We start from the raw sequence: 22,560 nt of genomic DNA on the forward strand, positions 1-22,560 counted from the left end.
TGGACGGAGGGGTAAGCGCCGTACTGGGCACTCATACCCACGTAGCCACTTGTGATACCCGTTTGCTGCCCAAAGGCACTGCATATGTCAGTGATATTGGCATGGTAGGGCCTATTGATTCGATAATAGGGGATGAACCTGATTCGGTTATCCAGCGTTTTTTGACCGGTATACCCGGCCGCCTGAGTGTAGCCCAAGGCAGGGTAATGCTTAATGCCGTAGTGGTTACGGTAAACACCAAAACCGGACTGGCCACAAGTATCGAACGCATTTACCGGGAGATAAGCTAGAAATGGCTTCTAAAGTAGACCTGCATATCCACACCACCGTTTCAGACGGTGTTCACTCACCTGAGAATATTATTGCCAAAGCCGCCAAAGTACATATGGAGTATATTGCCATATGTGACCATGACAATCTGGACGGAATTGGCCTTGCCATACAGACTGCCCGAAAATACCCCAAACTAAGGGTTATACCCGGGGTGGAAATCAGCACTGATTACAGCGGTGGGGATGTCCACATTCTGGGGTATTTTGTAGATTACAAAGACCCGTTTTTGAATGAAACTCTGACTGAAATGCGCCGCTCCAGAGTGGAACGAGCCCGTGACATGGTAATAAAACTTAATGAACTGGGTATGGAAATAAGCTGGCAGAGAGTTTCCGAAATTGCCGGTGAAGGCACTGTGGGACGGCCGCATATTGCCACTGCCCTGCTGGAAAAGGGCTATATCCAGAACATGGGCGAGGCCTTTGAAAAATACATAGGTCGGGGCGGCCCGGCCTATGTTGAACGGATAAAAATGGGCCCCGAAGAAGCCGTCCGGCTGGTGCTAAACTGCGGAGGGATACCGGTTATGGCCCACCCCCTGACCATAATGGATCACGAACCCATGGTGGAACGGCTGGTTCAGGCCGGGCTGATGGGTTTGGAATGCCACTACGGGGGGTTCAACCCCCAGCAAATAGACGGCTTAGTCAAACTTGCCGCCAAACACAAACTACTGACTACCGGCGGCAGCGATTACCACGGTCTGGACGAACTTACCGAAACACCCATCGGCGGGGCGGAAGTACCCATGCAGGATGCTAAAAAACTTATTGCCAAAGCCCGTGAAATTAAGGCAAAAGGCCTGGCGGAGGATATGGAATGAGCCCTGTATTTCTTATTATGATACCGGCAGGCTATCTGGTAGGGGCTATCCCCATGGCATATCTGCTTTCAAGGTGGCGGCGGGGTATAGATATCCGCCGTTACGGAAGCGGCAATGTCGGTGCTTCCAATGTGATTAAAACAGCCGGCAAAAAACTGGGGCTGGCGGTTTTTGTTTTTGATGTTTCCAAAGGGGCTATTATTATCCTGTTAGCCGGCTGGCTGGGGCTGGAACTCTGGCAACAAATAGTAGTCGGCCTGCTTACCATTGCCGGGCATAACTGGCCGGTCTTCCTCCGCTTTAACGGGGGAAGAGGTATTGCCACCTCACTGGGAGTGGCTCTGGTAATGGCTCCTGTTCCGGCATTGATAGCGCTGAGTACTGCACTCACCTTCGGTTTTTTCAAAAAAATGGCTCCGGGGGTTTTTCTGGGAGTAGGGGCGTTGCCGGTTATGTCAGGGTATTTTCACGGTTTTTTTGGCGTGCAGGAACACCAGACGGTAACCTGGGGTTTTGCGGGGCTTTTTTTGATTATGATTGTCCGCCGCCTGATGGCACCTGACAGCGAATACTCCAGCACCGTTTCCAAAGCTGAACTTGTATTTAACCGCATGTTTCTTGACCGGGATATACGAAGCCGCTCTGTCTGGATAAACCGCAATACCGCTGCCCATAAAGAAGGTCTGGGTATTTAATAACCCGTCCTCACCTGCCGCAAAATTTATTCCCGATAGTCAAAACGGCAAACATCTTTCAGTACACACCCTTCACAACCGGGTTTGACCCTGCAATGCTCTTTGGCATGCCTGACTATAAGGGCATGGTATTCGTTATAAAGGGCGGCATCAGCGGCCAGATTTGCCGTAAAAAGCCTTTGAAGACGGTCATAACCCGCTTCCTTTTCCGTCAGACCCAAACGGCTGAAAATCCTTCGGGTATAAGCGTCTATAACAAAAACGGGCTTTCCGCAGGCATATAAAAGTATGGAGTCGGCTGTTTCTTCACCTATGCCCCACACACTCAGCAATTCATCACGAAGAACACTACTCTCTATCTCCAGCAGTTTTTCAGCTTGTCCGCCGCAGCCAGTCTGAAGCCAATTTGACAGGGCTTTCAGTTTGCGGACTTTTACATTAAAGTAGCCTGAGGGACGGATAGATTCAGCCAGAGCGTTGTCAGCGGCCTGCAATATAGCCTCTGCCGAGAGCAAATTAGCCTCTTTCAGCCTTGAAATAGCCTTTTCAACGTTTGTCCAAGCGGCACTCTGGGTAAGTACTGCACCCGCCATCATTTCAAACCGGCTTTCGGCCGGCCACCAGTGCTGAGGGCCGTATTTCTTTAAAAGACGCTGGTATATATCAGCCAGATTTTGGGCTAAGTTTTCTTTATCCAAGGTGCTACCGTTGCCTCTTTGTCAGAGTCATAATCTGTAATAAAGGGTTTAATATCCAGTACCGGCGTACCGTTAATGGCATCCAGCCCTTTCACTTTTAGCACGTTGCCTTTATGCTCAAGCAACCTGACCAGAGTCTTGGCGATGGGGTTGGGGCGAAAGGGAGAGCGGCTGGCAAAAACCCCTACTTTACCAAACTCTGTTTGACCTCTGGGGTAAACCAGCAAGGCCATGCCCTCGGGCTGGGACTGATGGGGAGACCAGATAATATTCAGGTGGGAAAATTCCTCTATACGGGTAAGCCCTTCGGCCAGTTCCGGTTTTAGATGTATTTCAGAAACCATATCTTCCCATTTAAACGTTTGTTCAGGTTTTTGGGTAATAGCATTTATGACAGTGCCGATAGGTTTCATTTGCATATTCATTTTTTCTCCAAACAAAAAGGGGGGTCACCACCCCCCTTTTATCATCTGTCTGATTAGTCATTCATAAGCGGTGTCAGGGTTAGCAGGCGACGGCTTATCTCCGGATACTTGGCAATAAAGATAAGTTCGTCTTCAACCAGAGGTTTATGGGCCTCTACGTTGGCATAACGCACCAGTTCCAGTATCTTGTTGGCTTCGTCTTTGTCTTCGGGCAGTTCCACAGACATATTGCCCATGACATGGCGGAAGCCTGAGATGCCGCTATACTGGCCGGCACAGATTTCACGCCCGGTTTCCACCATCAGGGCTTCACCCCGTCCCAGTTCTTCGTAGCCGTAAAGCTCGTAGTTTTGAGAATCTTTGATAACACCATCAGCATGTATGCCGGAGGCATGGGCAAAACAGTTACGTCCCACTCCCGGCTGGTTTATGGGTATTTCCACATCAAAAGCATATGAAGCAAAGCGGGCTATCTTCCAGGCCTTGGAAAGGTCTACCTCATGGCCCAGCTGGTATTTTTCACCAAAGCCCTTGGACTTCAGTATAGCCAGCAGGAAGGCTACCAGGTCTGCATTGCCGGCCCGCTCACCAATACCGTTTACGGTGGTGTTTACGTACACGTCCTGTCCGCCGTCAATAACACCCTTGGCACCGGCCAAAGAGTTACCTATGGCCATACCCAAGTCACCATGGCAGTGAATCTCTATGGGCATTCCCACCTTTTCCGCCAAAGTGCGGGCGGTTTCGTATATGGTAAAAGGGTTGTCATAACCCAGAGTATCACAGTAACGCAGGCGGGTAGCACCCACCTCTTTAGCCGCCTTGCCAAATTCTATCAGGTTTACAATGGAGGTACGGGAGGCATCTTCGGCGTTTACCCCCACTGTCTCAGCCCCCTTGGCATAAGCGGCATTGACGGCAATAGTCATATCTTCAATTATATCTTTAAAAACCTTGCGACCTTGAAATTTGCCGTTTATCATCTGTTCCGAAGTGGATATAGACAAATTTAGGTGTTTAAGGCTGGGTGCCCGGCGGAAAGCCAGGTCTACATCAGCCACAATAGCCCTTATCCAGCCTTCCAGACGCAAATTCTTGATAACGCCCATTTTGGCCAGCTCAAGGTTGGCTTCAACATAACCGCGCTCATGTTTGGTGGTGGGAAAGCCAAACTCAGACTGGAATATACCCATCTCGTCCAGATAAATGTTTATCAGGGTTTTTTCCAGTTTGGAAAGGCCGAGACGAGCCGTTTGGACACCGTCTCTATTGGTAACGTCAATTATGAAAATTTTTCCCACGTAATTATACCCCCTGTAATAGATGCGCTAAATATAACATTTTATCATAGCCTGCTTCGCCCCACAAACCCCCTGTATCTATTTTATTTATTACACACCTCAAATACTCTTTGACTTAAGGGATTTTTACGTTTAAAATCATAAACAGGCAAGGAGATGAAATGGATAATTTGTGGGCACCCTGGCGGGCGAAATATATAGAACAGGCGGTTAAAAACGAAGATACCGGCTGTATCTTCTGCACCTTTCCGGCTGTAAATGAAGACCGTAAAAACCTGATACTTTTCCGCGGCAAATACAACTTTGTTATCCTTAATGCCTTTCCTTACAATACCGGACACCTTATGGTTGTGCCCTTCCGCCATACCTCCGCTCCGGAAGAGCTGACAGAGGAAGAACGTAACGAACATTACCGTTTAGTCTACCGGGCGGTAGCAATCCTTAAAAACGAATACAAACCTGAAGGCTTTAATATAGGCATGAATCTGGGGCGGGTAGGCGGTGCCGGTATAGACAAACACATACACACTCACATTGTGCCCCGCTGGAACGGAGATACCAACTTCATGCCGGTTATCGGCCAGACCAAGGTCCAGAACGAATCTCCGTCAGATACCTACCGTCGTCTCAAACCCGGCTTTCAATCCCTTTAAAACCCCTTTATTTATATCAGTCCATACGTAAACTGCAGTTTATTAGAAATATTTTCCGCAGGGTCTTGCATTTTAGTAATACTTGTTATACTATTCGTACTAGTAAGATATGTATTACTTGTAGTACTTGGACAGGAGGAGTAAAGATGAACCCGCAGCAAATGGAAATCTTTTACGGTTCGGGTTCGGTGGGAGCGAAGGGGCAGATAGTCATACCGGTAAAATTCCGCAAGATATTCAATATCCACCCCGGAGACCAGGTTATTTTTATGGGAAACCCCCAGCAGAATGCGTTTGCGGTGATGAGAGCTGACCAGCTGTCCGCCATGCAAACCCAGCTGGACCAGGCAAAAGCCCAAATAGAAAGGGCAAATGCCGAACTGGCAAATGAAATGAAGAAGGAGACTAAAACCAAATGATAATGACAAATACCGAAGCTGTAGCCGGACACAAAATTATAAAGAATCTGGGTCTGGTAAAGGGAAACACTATCCGTGCCAAGCACATAGGCAAGGATATCATGGCCAGCCTGCGCAGCATTGTGGGCGGCGAAATTGAGGAATACACTCAGATGCTGGACGAAGCCCGAAATGAGGCCCTGAAACGCATGGAAGCCGATGCCAAGGAAAAAGGGGCTAACGCTATAATCTGTGTCCGCTTTTCCACCTCGGCGGTGATGCAAAATGCTTCTGAAGTAATGGCTTACGGCACAGCCGTAATAGTGGAATAAAAAGGCAGGAAAAATAAAATGGATATTAACTGGGCACTTATTGCTCCACTTGTTGTCCTCCAGCTGATACTGCTGATAATAGCGGTGATAGACCTGGTCAAACGCCCCAAAGTCCGCTGGAATAACAAGTGGGTCTGGGCGGTGATAATTGTATTTGCAGGCATTATAGGCCCGATAATCTACCTGACTCTGGGACGGGAGGAAGACTAAGCTTTGGATGCTATACTTTGCCAAAAGCTGACCAAGAAATTCGGTGATTTTACCGCCCTGGACGGACTGGATCTTGCAGTTGAGAAAAACCGGGTTTTCGGTTTTTTAGGCCCGAACGGGGCAGGCAAGACTACCGCTGTCCGAATGCTTACCGGGCTTTCCCAACCTACTTCCGGCAAGGCCTATGTATCCGGAGAAGAAGTAACACCCCGAAACCTGTCACTCCGCTCCAAGATTGGTTTTCTGCCAGATGTACCTGCTTTTTACAGCTGGATGACGGGACGTGAATTTATGCTTTTTTCAGGCGAACTCCACAAATTATCCCCCAGAGAAAATAACCTGCGGGCAGATGAATTGCTGGAGCTGGTAGACCTTAGCGAAGCCGGCAAACGCCGGGTTGGAGGGTACTCACGGGGCATGAAACAGCGCCTGGGTATTGCCCAAGCACTGGTAAATAAACCTGAAGTGCTTTTTATGGACGAACCCACCTCGGCCCTTGACCCTATGGGGCGGAGGGATGTACTGAACCTTATAGAGCGCTTAAGCGGGGATACTACCGTTTTCATGTCCACCCATATACTTTCAGATGTGGAAAGAGTATGTGACCGGGTAGCTATCATAAACGAAGGCAAGCTGATAACCTCCGCTAGTGTGGAGGAACTTAAACGCAAATACTCCACTTCGGCCTTTGAAATCCAGTTTGAAGAAGAACCTACCCCCATTCTCACCCAGCTTTTAAAAATGCCTTACATAAAAACAGCCGAGGTGCGAACCGAAGGTGAGGTCAGAGTACTATATGTACAGGCCAGTGACCTTACCAAAGCCAAAACCGAAATACCCGGGGTGATTGCCCAAAGCGGACTGACCCTGACCCATTATGAACTTACTACCCCCAGTATAGAAGATGTATTTATCCAGCTTGTAGGGAATGGTGCAAAGGCTTGAACGGACTGAAAGTTTTATTCAAAAAAGAACTGCGAGAGCAACTGAAGACCTATAAAATGCTTATTGTGGGCATTGCCTTTGTTTTCTTTGGCATATCCACTCCGCTGCTGCTGGCCTATCTGCCCCAGATTATTGAGTTTAGCGGACAGGGAGCAGATATGCCCATCAACATGCCTGATCCCACCCCCCTTATGTCCATGCAGGAGTTTGGGCAGACTATGCTTCAGGTAGGGGTACTTATCTGCATACTGATTACCATGGGTACAATTTCAGGGGAGAAAGAAAAAGGGACCGCCATGCTGACTTTGTCCAAACCGGTCAGCCGCGGGGCATTTGTAATGTCCAAATATCTGGCTCTGGGAATGCTAGTCTTTGTGTCCATGCTGCTTAGCGCAGGCCTGTGCTATGCCTATACCCTGATGCTGATTGGCGATTTTGCGTTTATACCATTTTTAGGCAGCACTCTCCTTCTGACCCTGTTTTTGCTGCTTTGTCTGGCAGTCACCCTGTTTTTCTCCAGTTTTTTTAAAAGCTCTCTGGCGGCCGGCGGCACTGCTCTGGTACTGCTCATAGCCCAAGGCCTGGCCACCCAATTGCCCTGGATAGGCAAGTATCTGCCCGGCAACCTTTCCAGCTGGTCTACCCAACTGCTCTCAGGCAGTGGTGAACCGGCCTGGGGAGCATTGGTGGTAGCGGTGGTCATTATTGGTCTTTGTTTGTACTTTGCCCGTATCAGGCTAGAACAAAAAGAGTTATAATAAGGGACAATATATTGAGGAGGGTTGGAAGGATATGGCTGAAAAAGAGCTAAACCCTGAACCCGAAGATTACAAAGAATCCCCTAAAGAAAACTTCGAGCCCGAAGATGAATATAAAGAACCTCCGCTGGAACTTGAAACTCCGGCGGAGATTTCACAATCGGAGAAAATACCGGGCTACTATTTTTACCGGCGCAAAAAGGCCAAAACCAAGCTGAAGAGAAAACACTTCAAAATGCCCGGCTGGTTTAATATCAGCCTTACCACACTGCTGATAATAGCAGTGATTTTCGGCACTTGGGGTTTAGCGGCGGGACATTTCCCGCCCTGGGGATTTTCTGTAGATGTTGCTACAACTCCTGTCGGCGGCGGCACAGTCAATCTAAGTCCTGACCAAGCATCTTACAGCGGCGGCTCAAGAGTAGACCTGAATGCTGTGCCTGCCAACGGATATCGCTTTGGTTATTGGGGCGGGGATGCCAGCGGCACAGACCCATCTGTCAGCCTGAGTATGAATTCATCTAAATCTGTAACGGCTACATTTATAAGGCAACACCACCTGAATATCAGCACCGCTCCCCAGTCAGGCGGTAGCCTTAGTACCATAAGCGGAGATTTTGATGCCGGCACTATCCTTAGCCTTACCACCTCTCCCATGCCGGGTTACCGTTTTGATTACTGGAGCGGGGACGTAAGCGGTACCAACCCCTCTGTCAGTATTACTATGGATACCGATAAAAACATCGTAGCCAATTTTGTACCTCTGCTACTGCTTACAGTTAATCTTACCCCTACCTCAGCCGGCATTGTCAGCCCGGCTACAGAGTACTTTGATTACGGGGCTACCGTCACTCTGACTGCTCAGGCTGCACCCGGATACCAGTTTGTAGGTTGGACAGGAGACTTAACTAATATCTCAGCCACCATAAATATTACCATGGACAAAAACTACACCTTAACCGCCAATTTTGCCCCCATTATCCAGTCAACATCTATGGTACTGCCCAACCGCATCGGTGACTCAACTTGGATAAGCTGGAGTAAAAACCTGATAGCAGGGCAGTATATAGTCATAAATTCCGGCCTGACCGGTGTCTTTAACCTTTCTGACTCCAGCCATTTGTGGAGGGTAGAGGTATTTAGTCCGGACGGAGAATATATTGACAACTGGTTTGGAGACTACTGGCTGACTCCGGAGCATGTCTTTGCTTTCCAGGCCCAGATAAGCGGAACGTATGTGGTAAAGATATCCCATTACAGCTCATTCATCAAAGACTTGTCCATGACCTTCAGCCCCGGCGGCTGGATTATAAACGGTAATTCCTGGAGCTAGAGCAAAAGGCTTTACATGCATGACTTCTGGACCGGTGTAGATACTAAACTATGCCGGTCTTTTTATTAACAGACATAACTCAAGGAGAGAGAAAATGAAAGCCAGTCAGGGAAGTTTGGGAAGAGTATTTATAATACGGCTGGAAGACGGCGACAGAGTGCCAACCTGCCTGGAAGATTTTGCCCGCACCCAGCAGATAAGCCATGCCCAGGTGGTACTGATTGGCGGGATTGAGGGCGGGCAGGTAGTAGTAGGGCCGCGCCAGAGCCGTGAGTATCCGCCTGAGCCTGTCCTGATACCGCTGGACGGAGCCCACGAAGTAGCCGGGGTGGGTATAATAGCACCTGGTGAAGACGGTACACCCAAACTGCATATCCATGCCGCTTTAGGCCGAATGGGTAAAACCACCACCGGTTGCCTGAGGCCAGGGGTTAATACTTGGATTGTAGGTGAAGCGGTTATGTATGAAATACTGGGCGCAAAAGCTGTCCGCCGTTTTGATGAAGCCACAAAATTCAATCTGCTTCAGACTGAATAACCACTGCCAAACCTTAAGCTTATACACTAAACAGAAAAATTAAATCCCCTTGGTCCGGACAGCAGGATTTATTCATTATTGCCTGCCGTTTTTGGCTAACCTGCAGAAGTTTACCAAAACCCCGCTGTCCCGCTTGAAAACTTAATCGGAAAATAAAAATCTGTAGCTATTCACCACTGGAATCAGGCAGATTTATGGGTGCTTTATACGAATCTTCAATCCGTTTCATATCCTGCCCGCAGCAGACCAGCGTACCGCCGCCAACTTTTATAACCCGAACAATATTGCCGCATATATCGCACTTGTAGGTTTCACCCAGCTGTTTTACTCCCATTTCTCAAAGCCTCCGTTTCATTAAGGGGACACTAGTCTTTTTGGACAGGTTTAATTGTTACTTCTTCTTCGTATTCTTCGGGTTCGCGGATAAGTTTAAACCCGAGCAGAAACAGGCCCATAAAAAGTATCCCGCCCGCAATAAAGAGCGGCCAGTATAATATACCTGCCAGCATGATAAAGAAACACACCAGAAGAACAATGGTATAGGCTATGACGTGGGTACGAAAGTATTCCAGCATATCGGTTACCTCCTGTAAGGACTGTCGGATATATATTATACCACCCGGTTAAGAAGGATAGCTGAAAAATAGATAATATTTAGCCAGAGCAGCTAAATATCAGAAAAACCAGAAGGTAAATTGGTACCCCCAAGGGGATTCGAACCCCTGTTGACGGCGTGAAAGGCCGCTGTCCTGGGCCTCTAGACGATGGGGGCACACAGGGTAATTAGTATAGCAAAACTGCAAGTGGCTGGCAAACTAAAGCTAAGGCAGGGTGGCCATAGCTTCAAGGCCTTCCGTTTCAGCCAGACCCAGCATAATATTCATATTCTGTACAGCCTGCCCCGCCGCACCCTTTACCAGATTATCTATGCAGCTTATGACTATCAACTGTTCATTCAGGGCATCCACCACCGGATATATAAAGCACATATTAGTACCCCGGGTATAACGGGTGTGGGGTGGTTCGGCAGTTACTTTTACAAAAGGTTCATCTTTATAAAACTGTCGGTAAATCTCTTTGACTTCTTCGTCTGTAACCGGCTGTTTCAAACGCGCATAGGCAGTTGAGAGTATACCTCGGCTCATGGGTACCAGATGAGGGCAGAAAGTAACCCGCGGGATTACCCCTCCGCTGGCGCGGCAAAGCTCCTGAACTATCTCCGGCTGATGACGGTGAGTGCCGATGGAATAGGCACAAACATCTTCGTCAGCCTCGCAAAATATGGTTTTTACAGTGGGTGTTCGCCCCGAACCGGAAAGCCCGGACTTGGCATCTATAATGGCACTTGGCTCTATCAGGTCACTTTTAAAAGCCGGGACAAGCCCAAGTATGGCTGAGGTAGGGTAACAGCCCGGATTTGCCACCAGACGGGCGCCGGCAATATCCTTACGCTTAAGCTCAGGCAGACCATACACCGCTTCCTCCAAGAGCCCCGGGCAGGGATGTTCAAATCCGTACCATGCCTGATACAGAGCCGGGTCTTTCAAACGAAAATCGGCGCTGATATCTATTACCCGCATACCTTTTTCCAGCAAAGCGGGTACTAAAGCTGCCCCTTCTTTGTGAGGCAGAGCCAGAAAGGCAACATCCACTTGCCCTTCCAGATTTTCAGTAATAGGCAAATCAAGGCGATGCAGATAGGGAAATACATCCGAAAGTTTTTTACCAGCCAGACTCCTGCCGGTTACCGAACAAAGCTCTACCGAGGGGTGGCTTTCCAGAATACGGGCAAGCTCAAGCCCTGCATAACCGGTTACGTTTATAATCCCTGCTTTATATTTCTTCATCTGCTTTTCCCTTTAAAAGATGCTAAAAGTATAGCATATTCGACTGTACCTGAAGCTACTCTGGTTTGCCCATATTCCGCAGGCTGTTCAAAATGTACTGGATTTCAATAGTAGTCATGCCGAAGCGGTGCATGGCGTGGCGGGAGAGTTCCAGACCTACTTCAAATTCGGGTTGGACAACCTCGCTAACGCCCATTTTTTTAAGTTTTTCCGCCTGCGTGTCACTGGTTACTCTAGCTACAATATCCAGCCGCGAATTTATCTTGCGGGCATTTTTGACTACCTGTTCAGTATCTGCAAAACCGGGCATGGCACAAATAAGCAGGCGGGCTTTATCCAAGCGGGCAAATTTGAGTATTTCCGGATTGGCGGCATCACCGTATATGGCGGGAGCTTTCTGGCGGCGAAGTTCAGCTATGGTCTGGGGGTCTAAATCTATAACCAGAAAGGGGAAATTTCGGCGGCTCATCACACGGGTCAGGGTCTTGGCTACACCCCCTTGCGAACAGATAACCGCATGGTTGGAAATATCCAAATCCTTATATTCCGTCTGCCCGGAGGTACGCAGGCTGACCAGTTTGCTGGCTAGTGGCCACTGGCTGACCTTCCGGTAGGCCGCACCGCTGAAACTTAAGGCAAAAGGAGTGATTATCATGGTAATAACCGCAGCGCTGATAGTAATGGCGTAAATGCTGTCTGTAATGACCGATGCGGCCAGACCTACCCCGGCTAGTACAAAACTGAATTCACCTATCTGCATCAGGCCGATACCGGTAGTAAAAGACGTCTGGAAGGTATAGCCGAAAAGCCAGGGCACCACCCCGGCCACCAGACTCTTGATAACCACCAGAAAGGCCACTACCAGCAGAACCAAACCCATGTTTTCCACCGCAAAGTTCAGGTTAGCCAGCATACCCAGAGAAACAAAGAACAAAGCCCCGAAAATATCCCGCAGGGGGATTATATCTGCCAATGCCTGCTTTGCATACATGGACTGTCCTATAAGAAGTCCGGCTATAAAAGCACCTACCGCCGGTGAAAGCCCCAGCGCAGTTGCCCCCATGGCCGCCCCCAGAGACAAGGTGATAACGGACAGCAAAAAAAGCTCGTGGGAATGGGAAGCCACTCTCCCCAGCAAACGGGGGAAAACCCAGAAACCCAGTGCAAACATAGCCAGAATAAAGGCTGTGGCTTTGGCAAAGGCAATGCCCATGGTAAAGCCGATATCCCCGCCGTCACCCCCCAAAGCCGGTAAAATAATCATCAGGGGAATAAGGCAAATATCCTGCACCAGTAAAATACCCAGCATCACCCGCCCGTGAGGGGCTTCCATTTCGCCCCTGTCCATAAGTATCTTAAGGACTATCAGGGTAGAGGAAAGTGAGACCATAAACCCGAAGAAGATAGAGGCATTTATATCCCAGCCCAGACTTCTGCCCAGCAAAAAGCCAAATCCGGCAGTCACAATTATCTGGATAAGACCGCCCAGTACCGCCACCCGTCCTACCCGTTTGAGTTCATCCAGTGAAAAATCCAGCCCCAGTGTAAAAAGGAGCAGAATTACCCCGACTGTAGCCATAGATTCAATTACGCCCGGAGACTGTACCAGCCCGAAACCGTTTGGGCCTATGGCTATACCCGCCCCCAGATACCCCAATAAAAGGGGCAGTTTGAAGCGGCGTGCAAGTAACCCGGCCAGAACAGCCGCCACCAGAACAATGATTAAGTCCAACCCGAAGCTGGAGCCTAATTCTTCCAAAGCCCTCTCCTTATTCGGGGAAAATCAGGGATGCAATATTCTAACACATAGCCCCACACTTTCTACACAAGCTTTTATAACTAGTGCCCAAAGCAGGTCTAAATATTTTATAAATTGGCATTTGGATAAATAATGTCTATACTAAGTGTCTGATATGAACTACACCGAAGAAACAAACAGCCTAACTTTTCTGGGTACCGGCGGTGCCAGATTTATGGTCAGCCGCCAGATACTGGCTTCGGGCGGAATCTGGCTAAACCTTGACGGCAAGCGTTTCCTGATTGACCCCGGTCCGGGCAGTATTGTGCAGGTATGCCGCTTGGGCTTAGACCCGGAAAAACTGAGTGCTATTCTTTTGTCTCACCGCCACCTTGACCACTCCGGCGATGTGAACGTAATGATAGAAGCCATGACCCAGGGAGGGTTTAAGAAACACGGCCATTTTCTGGCCCCTAAAGACGCGTTTGATAATGAGCCGGTTATATACTCTTATCTGAAGCCGTTTTTAAATGACCTGACCATGCTTGAAGAAGGCCGTGAATACAATCTGGACGGGATAAAGGTTTTCACCACCCGGCGTCATCAGCACCCAGTGGAAACCTACGGATTTATCTTTGAATCTTCCAGCCACCGCATAGGTTACGTAAGCGATACCCGTTATTTTGAGGAGATGCCGCAGGTTTACGCAGGTTGCGATGTCCTTATAATAAACGTAGTCCTGAAGGAAGCTATAGAACGTATTTATCATTTGAGCATACCGGATGCCGCCAAACTTATTACCGCGGCTAAACCCAAAACGGCTATACTTACCCACTTTGGTCTGCAGCTTTACCGGGCAGACCCGGCTAAAATGGCGGCACAGCTGGCAAGTGAAACCGGCATACCCGTCATAGCCGCCGGCGATGACCTGCTTTTCAAGCTGGAATAAACCCGAAACACAGTTTATTGTTTTTACCAGAATTAGTCCCAGAGAGGAACGCTTTTGAACTATCCCGAACATATTCTCCATCAGGTTGAAAAGCCCGGCCGTTATACCGGCGGGGAATGGAATTCCGTTTGCAAAGAATGGGCTGATATCCCCCTGAAGGTTGCCCTGAGCTTTCCAGATACATATGAAATAGGCATGTCCAACCTGGCCATACCCCTGCTTTACGATATTTTAAACCGCAACCCCAGTATACTGGCCGAAAGGGTATTTGCCCCCTGGCTGGATATGGAAAACCTTATCCGTGAGCACAACCTGCCTTTTGCCAGTCTGGAAAGCGGCCACCCATTAAAAGAATTTGATATTCTGGGCTTTTCACTGGGATATGAACTTACCTATACCAATATACTGAATATGCTGTCTCTGGCCGGCATACCCATACTGGGAGCCGAAAGGGGAGGGAATTTCCCGCTGGTAATTGCCGGGGGAAGCTGCAGCCTGAACCCTGAACCTTTGGCAGATTTTATAGATGCTTTTGTAATAGGCGATGCCGAAGAGGCAATGGAAGACCTGTGTAAAGGCTTTATTGATGCTAAAAAACGCACTCTTTCCAAACCACAGCTTCTGAGGGAGCTGGCCAAAATCCCCGGAATTTATGTACCAAGCCTGTATCAGGCTGAATATAACCCTGACGGAACTTTAAAATCCATCACCCCAACCGTACCTGAAGCGCCTTCGGTGGTGAACCGCCGAATTTTGCCCACTTTGCCGCCGCCAACCGTCAAACCGGTAGTACCCTATATAGAGGTGGTGCAGGACAGGGGGGCAGTGGAGATAAGCCGGGGTTGCAGCAGGGGCTGTCGTTTTTGTTCGGCCGGCATTCTGTACCGTCCGGTCAGGGTGCGCCCGGCGGAAGAGGTTATAACTGCAGTTGAAGGCATAATGGACAACTGCGGTTATGATGAAATTTCCCTGCTTTCGCTAAGCTGTTCGGATTATCCGGGTATAGAAGGTTTGGTAAAAACTCTGGCTGAAAAATACGCAGACAAACACCTTGCCCTGTCACTGCCCAGTTTACGCCTGACCCCGGATTCGGTCAGTTTGGTAAATGTTCTGGCAGGTGCCCGAAAAAGCGGCTTAACCTTTGCCCCGGAAGCAGCCAGCCCGCGTCTGCAGAGGGTTATAAACAAACTTACCTCTGAAGAAGAGTTGTGCGCTACTGCCCGAACTGCCTTTGAAAGCGGCTGGACCAGCTTTAAGATGTATTTCATGATAGGACTGCCGACCGAAACTGACGAAGATGCAGCCGCTATCTGCCAGATGGTGGGCAAGGTAAACGCCCTGTCCCGAATCGCTCCCGGACGCCGCCCCCAGATACGCCTGAGTCTGGCATCATATGTACCCAAAGCCCATACCCCTTTCCAGTGGGAAGCCCAGCTGGACGAGGAATCTCTCTACCGAAGGGCAGATATAGTCAGGCAGGGGCTGAAACGCTGGGGGATAAAGCTTTCCTGGTCTGATACCAGAATGAGCCTGCTGGAAGCGGTATTTTCCAGAGGAGACCGCCGTCTGGGCAAAGTGATATACACCGCTTGGCAAAAGGGTGCCAAATTTGATGCCTGGAGTGAATGTTTCAATTTTTCTCTCTGGCAGGAGGCTTTTGACGAATGCGGCTTAAACCCCTCATTCTATGCCCACCGCAAACGTTCATTAGATGAGACTTTGCCCTGGAATCATATAAATACGGGGGTAAGCGCCGAATTTCTGAAAAGGGAATATACCCGCTCGCTGGAAGAGCAGGATACTCCTGACTGCCGTGAAGGCAAATGCCATGCCTGCGGGCTGGAAAAAGCGGTAACGGAATGTGCCGACCGCCTGCATAGAAAATAAACCTGCTGTTTGAAATCCGAATAAAAAGGGGGGGCTTGAAAAAGCCCCCCCTTTATTTTTAACCAAAAGACTTCAGCTAAAAAGTAGCTACCGCAACCACTCTGTCGCCTTCTTCAAGACGCATTACCCTCACACCCTGAGTGGCTCTGCCCATGATGGGTATGCCATGTGAGGGGTCTTCTTCCTTGACCTGGGTACGGGTAACCATGCCATCGGCTGAAATAAGCATCATCTGGTCAGTTACACTGACTACCTTGGAGGCAACCACTTCACCGGTTTTATCTACTACCTTGAAGTTTATAACCCCGCTGCCAGCCCGGTGCTGCTGGGGATATTCCTCTATGGCAGTCAGCTTGCCGGCACCGTTTTCAGTTACGGTTATTACCATCGTTCCCTCTTGGGCAACGTCCATGCTGACCACTTCGTCCTCCATGGAGAGGACTATAGCCTTGACACCGCCGGAAGCCCTGAGACTGGTGCGGAGTTCACTCACCGGGAAGCGGATGGATTGACCCAGACGGGTAGCCAGCAGAATATCTTTTTCTTCTATGGTCTCTACCGCCGCTACCAGTTCATCAGAAGCAGTCAGATCCATGGCTATCAGGCCGGAGGAACGGACGGCTGTAAACTCCTGCAGGGAGGTTTTCTTGATTTCACCTTTATTGGTAGCCATCAGCAGGAAATGGTCTGCCGGGAAGCTTTTCAAATCCAGTATGGCGGTTATCCGTTCATCCTGGGTAACAGGTATCAGGTTTACGATAGCTGTACCCTTGGCGATACGGGAGGAATCATCAGGTATATCAAAACAGCGCAGGCTGAATACCTTGCCCCGGTTGGTAAAGAAGAGCAGGGTATCATGGGTATCCGAAACCGACAGGAACCGGACAGCGTCTGCTTCGCGGGTGGGCATACCCATTATGCCGGTACCGCCGCGATGCTGCAGACGGAATACATTAGCCGGTACCCGTTTGATAAAGCCGCGCTCACTTAGGGTAACTATAACATCCATATGAGGCACCAGGTCTTCCACCCGGAATTCTATAACACCTTGGTTAGAAATCTCGGTGGCACGGGGTTGGCCATAGCTGGATTTAAGGTCTTTGGCATCTTCCTTCACCAGAGCATAAATCTTTTCAGGGTGAGACAGCAGGTCTTCCAGATAACCTATCCGTTTCATAAGTTCGGCATATTCATCCAGTATCTTCTGGCGTTCCAGATTGGCCAGACGGCGAAGCTGCAAATCCAGAATAGCCTGGGCCTGTACTACCGAGAAATCAAATTCGGCTATCAGGTTTTTACGGGCGGCATCACCGTTTTCGGAGCCGCGGATAATGGCGATGATACGATCAATAAAATCCAGCGCTTTTTTAAGACCTTCCAATATGTGGGCACGGTCTTTGGCGGCTTTAAGTTCAAACTGGCTTCGGCGGGTGATAATAAGATGGCGGAAATCTATGAAGTTTTTAAGTACTTCTTTCAGGCTGAGAACCTGCGGCTGTCCGTCTACCAACGCCAGCATATTTACAAAGAAAGAGGTGCGCATATTGGTATGTTTGTAAAGGCTGTTTAAAACCTGCTGGGGTTCGGCATCCCTCTTTAGTTCAATAACTACCCGCATGCCCTGGCGGTCAGATTCGTCACGCAGGTCGGAAATACCGGTCACTTTGCGTTCCTTGACCAGTTCGGCAATCTTAGCCACCAGTTCGGCCTTGTTTACCTGATAAGGAATCTCGGTAACAAATATAGCCTTGCGGGTTTCCACTTCGCCAATATGGGCTTTGGCCTGGATAACAATCTTGCCTTTACCGGTAGCATAGGCACTCTTTATGCCATCAGTACCCAGTATAGTACCGCCGGTAGGAAAGTCCGGACCGGAAACAAACTGCATCAGTTCGTCCACCCCGCAATCAGGGTTATCTATCAGGTAACAAATGGCCTGACAGAGTTCGGCCAGATTGTGGGGAGGTATATTGGTAGCCATACCCACCGCAATACCCGAACTGCCGTTCATGAGCAAGTTAGGTATGCGGGCCGGCAGAACAGTAGGCTCTTCCAGCGAGGAATCAAAGTTGGGCATGAAGTCTACGGTATTTTTGTCTATATCTGCCAGCAGATGTTCGGCTATCTGAGCCAAACGGGCTTCGGTATAACGCATGGCAGCCGCGGGGTCGTTGTCCACACTGCCAAAGTTACCCTGACCGTCCACCAGCGGGTAACGATAAGAAAAGGGCTGGGCCATGCGTACCATGGCGTCATAAACGGAAGAGTCACCGTGGGGATGGTATTTACCTAAAACTTCACCCACGATACGGGCACTCTTTTTATAGGGGGTATTGTGTTTCATACCCAGGTCATTCATGGCATAGAGGATGCGCCGCTGTACCGGCTTAAGCCCGTCACGCACATCCGGCAGGGCACGCGAGACTATTACACTCATAGCGTAATCAAGGTATGAGCCCTTCATTTCATCTTCTATATTTATCGGCCTGGTATTACCTGTTACCATATTCTAAACCTCCAGATCACCCTCGTTTTCATCATCAGTATATGTCTGGCTTTCAGCCTCAGCTTCTTCTGCCATCAGTTCGGTTTCATCTACTTCTATCTCGTATCCGCCTTCTTCTTTGTCACTCTCATCAGGCTCGGTGCTGACAGAACTCTTGGAAATCCCTCTGGAAGAGAATGAAGGTATACCCATCTGTGAGGGGTGCTGGAAGGTTTCACGTATAATCACCACCAGTTTTTCTTCATTGGAACTGATAACGGTGGCAGAATATTTGTTGCCGCCCTTCATCAGTTTTATAAGCCGCTTGGAAGTAGGTATATCCACCATCCCCAGCACTTCCCCGCCGCAGTTTTCCACCCACAGATTCATACCGTCTATCCGCAGACAAAGCTGGTCACCGGCTACAATTCTGGCCAGTACCCCTTTGGGAGCCAGGCGGGTCAGGTTTATCACCCCGGCTTTGCCTATTTCCTCCAGGAAATCCTGAGGCTGAACACGGTGAATAACCGGCCCGGCCGCGGTGCGTTCCTTGCTGAGCACTTCCAGCCGGTGCAGATTTTTTTCAGCTATTACATTATAAGGATCTATTTCTTTGGCACGGGTGTAGGCAGCAATAGCTTCCGGATAAATAGCCAGCTCCAGATAGGCACGCCCCAGACGGTTAAAGGCTTCTACATCATTCGGGAACTGGTCAACAATTTTTCTATTAACCTCCACCGCCTCTTGCCAGCGTCCTTCCATGGCTAAATCTACAGCCTGTTTACTGCTCTGGCGCTTGAGTCTTAGCTGTTCCTCTTCTTGATATGCCATAGATTCCTCATTTTTAGTTATTTGCTAAACGAGTAGTTATTTTACTGTATGCTAAACCCGTCTACAAGTATGAGAAACCATTTATTTGGTTATTATACTCCAATTAGCTTAAAAATTCGCTTAGCCCGGGGGCAAATTGACACCATTTCTAGGCTATGGTACTGTAATTTATAGGTGTTTTAATAATTTTTAACTACTGGAAGGAGCTACTGATGCTGGAAAAAGTAGAAGCCGTTCTGGATAAAATCAGACCGGCCCTGGAAGCCGACGGCGGCAATGTTGAACTGGTAGATGTTGTGGACGGAGTAGTAAAAGTAAAACTGGTTGGCGCTTGTGCCGGCTGCCCCATGTCTACAATGACCCTGAAAAATGGCATTGAGCGTATCCTGAAGCGCGAGATACCCGAAATCAAAGAAGTAGTGGCTGCCTAAAGCAGCCACTCTCTTTTTATATACAATTTAAACCAAACACTATACCGCTAAAAAACCCTAGTCTTTTTCCATCTCAAAGGCCTTGTGTATGGCTCTGACCGCATCTTTTACCTTGTCTTCTTCTATAATGCAGGTTATGCGTATTTCCGAAGTGGAAATGAGCAAAATATTTATGCCGGCATCTGAAAGAGCCTTGAACATACGGGCGGCATAACCGGGGGCATTCAGCATGCCGGTGCCGATAATGCTGACTTTGCCTATTTTGGAATCACTCAGCACTTCTCTGGCCTGAAGTTCCTTGGCAATGGGGCCTATAACCTCCAGTGCCTTGCCCAAATCTGACTTGGTTACCGTAAAGGTCAGGTCTGTGATATGGTCCTGGCTGGAGTTCTGGACGATGGTATCCACGCTAACCCCGGCCTTTGCCAGCGGGGCAAAGAGACCTGCCGCTATGCCCGGCTTGTCAGGCACTCCTAAAATGGTTATCTTGGCTACCTCAAAATCATGGGCTATTCCGCTGACCCTGTTTCGTATTTCCATCTTTTCCCCTCCATGTATAAGTGTGCCGGGATTTTCATTAAAACTGGAAGCCACCAGAATGGGTATATTGTACACTTGGCCTATTTCCACCGCCCGCGGGTGCATTATCTTTGCCCCGTAAGACGAGAGTTCCAGCATTTCTTCATAACTTATTTCCGAAAGCCGCCGGGCGTCCGGTATCAGGCGGGGGTCAGCGGTATAAACGCCGTCCACGTCTGTATAACGTTCGCATATGGAAGCTCCCAAACTGGCCGCCAATGCAACCGCTGTGGTATCGGAACCGCCCCGCCCCAGAGTGGTAACATCCTGGCAGTCTGAAATACCCTGAAAACCGGCCACAATTACTACCCTGCCTTTATCCAGTTCGTCATGGATACGTTTGGGATCAATGCCGGTGATACGCGCTTTGGAATGGACCGAGTCCGTCCGAATGCCTGCCTGCTGGCCGGAAAGGCTGATAGCATCCTGACCCATATTTTTAAGTGCCATAGCCAGCAGGGTGCTGGAAACTATTTCACCGGTAGAGAGCAAAACATCCATCTCACGCGGTTCGGGACAATCATTGAGCTTGTGGGCAAGCTCAATCAGGTCATCGGTAGTATCTCCCATGGCCGAAACCACCGCCACCACATCATTGCCCTTCTGGCGGGCGGCAATAATCCGCTTGGCTACGTGTTTAATCCTTTCGGCATCACCAACCGAAGTGCCGCCGTATTTATGAACTACAACTGCCATACTAAACCCCAAACATTCTGTTTATATTTTGCCTGTTTGTTTTAATAGACCTGCACCGGCGGGAAAGCCGGATTTTGCCATCTATTATAAACCTTTAGCCTGAAAATAAAAGACTTAGGGTCTGCTACCCCACCACAGTACAAACATAATTATCACCAAAACTACCGCACCTACTATAATCCAGGTGAAAAGGCTGCGTTCCACGCTTTTTCGGCGGGTATTTCCTGCCAGCCGCCTGCGGGTACAATCCACACAGGTACAGGCCGGGGGATGCCCCCCGTACATGGCGTTTCGGTATCTGTCATCTTCTCTGGGCATATTTTATCTACCTCTAAATAAATCTATTTAAGAAAAGCCTGCATCAGGGTGCAGCCCTTTTCAAATATTATACCTGTTTTAAGGGCTTCTTTCTCTGTAAAACGTGATACTCCGTTAGCTGAAAAACCCTTGCCCCACATCAGGAAGGGTACAGGCTCTGCCACATGGGTTTTAAGCTTGATGGGGGTGGGATGGTCAGGCATAACAAGCACCCGAATATCTTCCGGGTACGAAAGAAGTTTACTCACCATAAACTCATCAATAAGCTCTATCGCCTTTACTTTATCCGAAAGACTGCCGGCATGGCCGGCTTCATCCGGTGCTTCTACATGAATTACCGCCATATCATTATCCCGCAGGGCAGAAAGACCGCCCTGCATCTGCCCTGAAAAATCATTATTCAACCCGTCGGTTATGCCGTGTAGTTCCAGTATTTTCATATCCATCATCAGCCCCAAACCCCGCAGCAGGTCTACGCCTGAGGTTAGAGCGGCATCCAGCCCGTAAGCTTTTTTAAAAGAGGGCATGGGCGGAATGGGACCGCTGCCCCAGAACAGCCAGATGGAATTGGCCGGCAGTTTACCCTGACTCTGGCGGTGAAGGTTTAGCGGGTGATCCCTGAGTATCTGCTGGGAGGAGCTGATAAGCTGGTTTAAGATAAGGCTTCCCTCACCCTGCGGCAGATAAGGAGATACCTCCCGGTCGGAAATATCGTGGGGAGGGGTACAGAGTGCGTTCGCCGTATTGCCCATACCCTTTAGTTTAAGCAGATGACGGTAATTTACCCCAGGGTAAAACTTTACCCGTTCACTGCCAAGCTGCTTAGACACTGCGTCCAGCAGTTCGGAGGCTTCTTGGCTGGAAATATGCCCGGCTGAGTAACTGGCCATTTTGCCGTCTATTATAGATACCAGATTACAGCGGAAAATAACTTCGTCAGGGGCAACACTTACCCCCATGCTGACAGCCTCAATAGCCGCCCGCCCTTTATAATAAATTTCGGGGTCATACCCCAGCAGGGACATGCAGGCACAGGCAGATGAGGGCTCCATGCCGGGGGGCACATTGGCGCTTAATCCCATAAAACCGTTTCGGGCCATCTTATCCAGATTGGGGGTGTGAGCCAGTTCCAGTGCAGTTTTACCGCCCTGTTCTTTTAGCCCCCAGCCGGAGGCACCATCAGTAATAAGTACGCAATATTTCATTTCATCCAACCCCTGCTTGCTTTAGCTTCAAGTTGCCCTTATTAGCAATTGTCTCTATAATAGTAAATCTGGCGGGGCGTAGCGCAGCCTGGTTAGCGCGCAGCGTTCGGGACGCTGAGGCCGGAAGTTCGAATCTTCTCGCCCCGACCATT

General features: G+C 49.2%; 26 protein-coding genes and 2 tRNA genes. 15 read left to right on the forward strand and 13 right to left on the reverse strand.

Going from position 1 to position 22,560, the window contains the following annotated elements; all coding sequences use genetic code 11:
• From WC259_RS00005 to WC259_RS00015, 3 genes are all read left to right on the forward strand, one after another.
• On the forward strand, nucleotides 1-290 hold a 290-nt coding region (locus tag WC259_RS00005), incomplete at its 5' end, for a YmdB family metallophosphoesterase (RefSeq protein ID WP_372642699.1).
• A 2-nt stretch (nucleotides 291-292) separates the two neighbouring features.
• Nucleotides 293-1,156, forward strand: a complete 864-nt coding sequence (locus WC259_RS00010) for a PHP domain-containing protein (RefSeq protein ID WP_012034250.1) — start codon at nucleotides 293-295, stop codon at nucleotides 1,154-1,156.
• A complete protein-coding gene (locus tag WC259_RS00015) occupies nucleotides 1,153-1,851 on the forward strand; it encodes a glycerol-3-phosphate acyltransferase (protein WP_011310046.1) in 699 nt (232 codons plus the stop codon). Before WC259_RS00010 ends, WC259_RS00015 begins: the two co-directional genes overlap by 4 nt.
• Nucleotides 1,852-1,877: 26 nt before the next feature.
• On the opposite strand, the gene WC259_RS00020 is transcribed toward WC259_RS00015, so the two are convergent.
• From WC259_RS00020 to WC259_RS00030, 3 genes are read right to left on the reverse strand one after another with little or no spacing between them, the layout of a single operon-like run.
• A complete protein-coding gene (locus tag WC259_RS00020; RefSeq protein WP_015407349.1) occupies nucleotides 1,878-2,549 on the reverse strand; it encodes an endonuclease III domain-containing protein in 672 nt (223 codons plus the stop codon).
• The gene (gene tsaA / locus WC259_RS00025) at nucleotides 2,531-2,974 is read right to left on the reverse strand and encodes a tRNA (N6-threonylcarbamoyladenosine(37)-N6)-methyltransferase TrmO (RefSeq protein WP_015407350.1); all 444 of its coding nucleotides are present in this window, start codon (nucleotides 2,972-2,974) and stop codon (nucleotides 2,531-2,533) included. Before tsaA ends, WC259_RS00020 begins: the two co-directional genes overlap by 19 nt.
• Before the next feature lie 53 nt (nucleotides 2,975-3,027).
• Entirely contained in the window at nucleotides 3,028-4,275 is a 1,248-nt protein-coding gene (locus WC259_RS00030) for a homocitrate synthase (RefSeq protein ID WP_011310049.1), read from the reverse strand.
• A gap of 161 nt (nucleotides 4,276-4,436) precedes the next feature.
• On the opposite strand from WC259_RS00030, the gene WC259_RS00035 reads away from it, so the two are divergent.
• The 8 genes from WC259_RS00035 to WC259_RS00070 all read left to right on the forward strand — a co-directional run bounded on the left by WC259_RS00035 (nucleotide 4,437) and on the right by WC259_RS00070 (nucleotide 9,442).
• Nucleotides 4,437-4,928: an HIT domain-containing protein gene (locus WC259_RS00035; RefSeq protein ID WP_011310050.1), complete on the forward strand. Its 492-nt coding sequence runs from the start codon at nucleotides 4,437-4,439 to the stop codon at nucleotides 4,926-4,928.
• A gap of 146 nt (nucleotides 4,929-5,074) precedes the next feature.
• Nucleotides 5,075-5,347: an AbrB/MazE/SpoVT family DNA-binding domain-containing protein gene (locus WC259_RS00040; RefSeq protein WP_011310051.1), complete on the forward strand. Its 273-nt coding sequence runs from the start codon at nucleotides 5,075-5,077 to the stop codon at nucleotides 5,345-5,347.
• A complete protein-coding gene (locus tag WC259_RS00045) occupies nucleotides 5,344-5,658 on the forward strand; it encodes a YbjQ family protein (RefSeq protein ID WP_011310052.1) in 315 nt (104 codons plus the stop codon). Before WC259_RS00040 ends, WC259_RS00045 begins: the two co-directional genes overlap by 4 nt.
• 18 nt (nucleotides 5,659-5,676) lie before the next feature.
• The gene (locus WC259_RS00050; protein ID WP_015407352.1) at nucleotides 5,677-5,868 is read left to right on the forward strand and encodes a PLDc N-terminal domain-containing protein; all 192 of its coding nucleotides are present in this window, start codon (nucleotides 5,677-5,679) and stop codon (nucleotides 5,866-5,868) included.
• A 3-nt stretch (nucleotides 5,869-5,871) separates the two neighbouring features.
• A complete protein-coding gene (locus WC259_RS00055; protein WP_012984562.1) occupies nucleotides 5,872-6,813 on the forward strand; it encodes an ABC transporter ATP-binding protein in 942 nt (313 codons plus the stop codon).
• Nucleotides 6,810-7,571, forward strand: coding sequence for an ABC transporter permease (locus WC259_RS00060; protein WP_012984563.1), 762 nt, complete (start codon nucleotides 6,810-6,812; stop codon nucleotides 7,569-7,571). The genes WC259_RS00055 and WC259_RS00060 overlap by 4 nt, the downstream gene beginning before the upstream one ends.
• 34 nt (nucleotides 7,572-7,605) lie before the next feature.
• Nucleotides 7,606-8,904: an InlB B-repeat-containing protein gene (locus WC259_RS00065; protein ID WP_078409802.1), complete on the forward strand. Its 1,299-nt coding sequence runs from the start codon at nucleotides 7,606-7,608 to the stop codon at nucleotides 8,902-8,904.
• Between the two features lie 94 nt (nucleotides 8,905-8,998).
• On the forward strand, nucleotides 8,999-9,442 hold the full coding sequence (locus WC259_RS00070; RefSeq protein ID WP_011310057.1) for a PPC domain-containing DNA-binding protein: 444 nt from the start codon (nucleotides 8,999-9,001) through the stop codon (nucleotides 9,440-9,442).
• A 166-nt stretch (nucleotides 9,443-9,608) separates the two neighbouring features.
• On the opposite strand, the gene WC259_RS00075 is transcribed toward WC259_RS00070, so the two are convergent.
• The 5 genes from WC259_RS00075 to WC259_RS00095 form a co-directional block, all read right to left on the reverse strand.
• Entirely contained in the window at nucleotides 9,609-9,776 is a 168-nt protein-coding gene (locus WC259_RS00075; RefSeq protein ID WP_011310058.1) for a desulfoferrodoxin FeS4 iron-binding domain-containing protein, read from the reverse strand.
• 31 nt (nucleotides 9,777-9,807) lie between these two features.
• Nucleotides 9,808-10,017: a hypothetical protein gene (locus tag WC259_RS00080; RefSeq protein ID WP_012984565.1), complete on the reverse strand. Its 210-nt coding sequence runs from the start codon at nucleotides 10,015-10,017 to the stop codon at nucleotides 9,808-9,810.
• 121 nt (nucleotides 10,018-10,138) lie between these two features.
• Nucleotides 10,139-10,214, reverse strand: a tRNA-Glu gene (locus WC259_RS00085).
• Between the two features lie 49 nt (nucleotides 10,215-10,263).
• A complete protein-coding gene (argC, locus tag WC259_RS00090) occupies nucleotides 10,264-11,289 on the reverse strand; it encodes an N-acetyl-gamma-glutamyl-phosphate reductase (protein ID WP_012984566.1) in 1,026 nt (341 codons plus the stop codon).
• Nucleotides 11,290-11,344: 55 nt separating this feature from the next.
• Nucleotides 11,345-13,048: a cation:proton antiporter gene (locus tag WC259_RS00095; RefSeq protein ID WP_015407355.1), complete on the reverse strand. Its 1,704-nt coding sequence runs from the start codon at nucleotides 13,046-13,048 to the stop codon at nucleotides 11,345-11,347.
• Nucleotides 13,049-13,202: 154 nt separating this feature from the next.
• On the opposite strand from WC259_RS00095, the gene WC259_RS00100 reads away from it, so the two are divergent.
• Both WC259_RS00100 and WC259_RS00105 read left to right on the forward strand, forming a co-directional pair.
• The gene (locus WC259_RS00100; protein WP_011310062.1) at nucleotides 13,203-13,976 is read left to right on the forward strand and encodes an MBL fold metallo-hydrolase; all 774 of its coding nucleotides are present in this window, start codon (nucleotides 13,203-13,205) and stop codon (nucleotides 13,974-13,976) included.
• A gap of 54 nt (nucleotides 13,977-14,030) precedes the next feature.
• Nucleotides 14,031-15,863, forward strand: coding sequence for a TIGR03960 family B12-binding radical SAM protein (locus tag WC259_RS00105; protein ID WP_372642709.1), 1,833 nt, complete (start codon nucleotides 14,031-14,033; stop codon nucleotides 15,861-15,863).
• A 76-nt stretch (nucleotides 15,864-15,939) separates the two neighbouring features.
• Here WC259_RS00105 and gyrA read toward each other — a convergent pair whose 3' ends face one another.
• Together gyrA and WC259_RS00115 are read right to left on the reverse strand one after the other, a co-directional pair.
• Nucleotides 15,940-18,369, reverse strand: coding sequence for a DNA gyrase subunit A (gyrA, locus tag WC259_RS00110; RefSeq protein ID WP_011310064.1), 2,430 nt, complete (start codon nucleotides 18,367-18,369; stop codon nucleotides 15,940-15,942).
• Nucleotides 18,370-18,372: 3 nt separating this feature from the next.
• Nucleotides 18,373-19,179: a tetratricopeptide repeat protein gene (locus WC259_RS00115; protein ID WP_011310065.1), complete on the reverse strand. Its 807-nt coding sequence runs from the start codon at nucleotides 19,177-19,179 to the stop codon at nucleotides 18,373-18,375.
• Nucleotides 19,180-19,391: 212 nt separating this feature from the next.
• Between WC259_RS00115 and WC259_RS00120 the strand changes: the two genes are divergently transcribed.
• The gene (locus WC259_RS00120; protein WP_011310066.1) at nucleotides 19,392-19,610 is read left to right on the forward strand and encodes a NifU family protein; all 219 of its coding nucleotides are present in this window, start codon (nucleotides 19,392-19,394) and stop codon (nucleotides 19,608-19,610) included.
• 57 nt (nucleotides 19,611-19,667) lie between these two features.
• Here WC259_RS00120 and WC259_RS00125 read toward each other — a convergent pair whose 3' ends face one another.
• The 3 genes from WC259_RS00125 to WC259_RS00135 all read right to left on the reverse strand — a co-directional run bounded on the left by WC259_RS00125 (nucleotide 19,668) and on the right by WC259_RS00135 (nucleotide 22,408).
• The gene (locus tag WC259_RS00125; protein ID WP_012984569.1) at nucleotides 19,668-20,885 is read right to left on the reverse strand and encodes an aspartate kinase; all 1,218 of its coding nucleotides are present in this window, start codon (nucleotides 20,883-20,885) and stop codon (nucleotides 19,668-19,670) included.
• A gap of 114 nt (nucleotides 20,886-20,999) precedes the next feature.
• Nucleotides 21,000-21,203, reverse strand: coding sequence for a hypothetical protein (locus WC259_RS00130; RefSeq protein WP_011310068.1), 204 nt, complete (start codon nucleotides 21,201-21,203; stop codon nucleotides 21,000-21,002).
• Nucleotides 21,204-21,226: 23 nt separating this feature from the next.
• Complete coding sequence (locus tag WC259_RS00135) at nucleotides 21,227-22,408, reverse strand: cofactor-independent phosphoglycerate mutase (RefSeq protein WP_011310069.1); 1,182 nt, start codon at nucleotides 22,406-22,408, stop codon at nucleotides 21,227-21,229.
• Nucleotides 22,409-22,480: 72 nt separating this feature from the next.
• Here WC259_RS00135 and WC259_RS00140 point away from each other — a divergent pair.
• Nucleotides 22,481-22,558 (forward strand) — tRNA-Pro (locus WC259_RS00140).
• Nucleotides 22,559-22,560: the final 2 nt, after the last annotated feature.

This window comes from Dehalococcoides sp., from assembly GCF_041654235.1.
GTDB classification, from domain to species: Bacteria; Chloroflexota; Dehalococcoidia; order Dehalococcoidales; family Dehalococcoidaceae; genus Dehalococcoides; species Dehalococcoides mccartyi_B.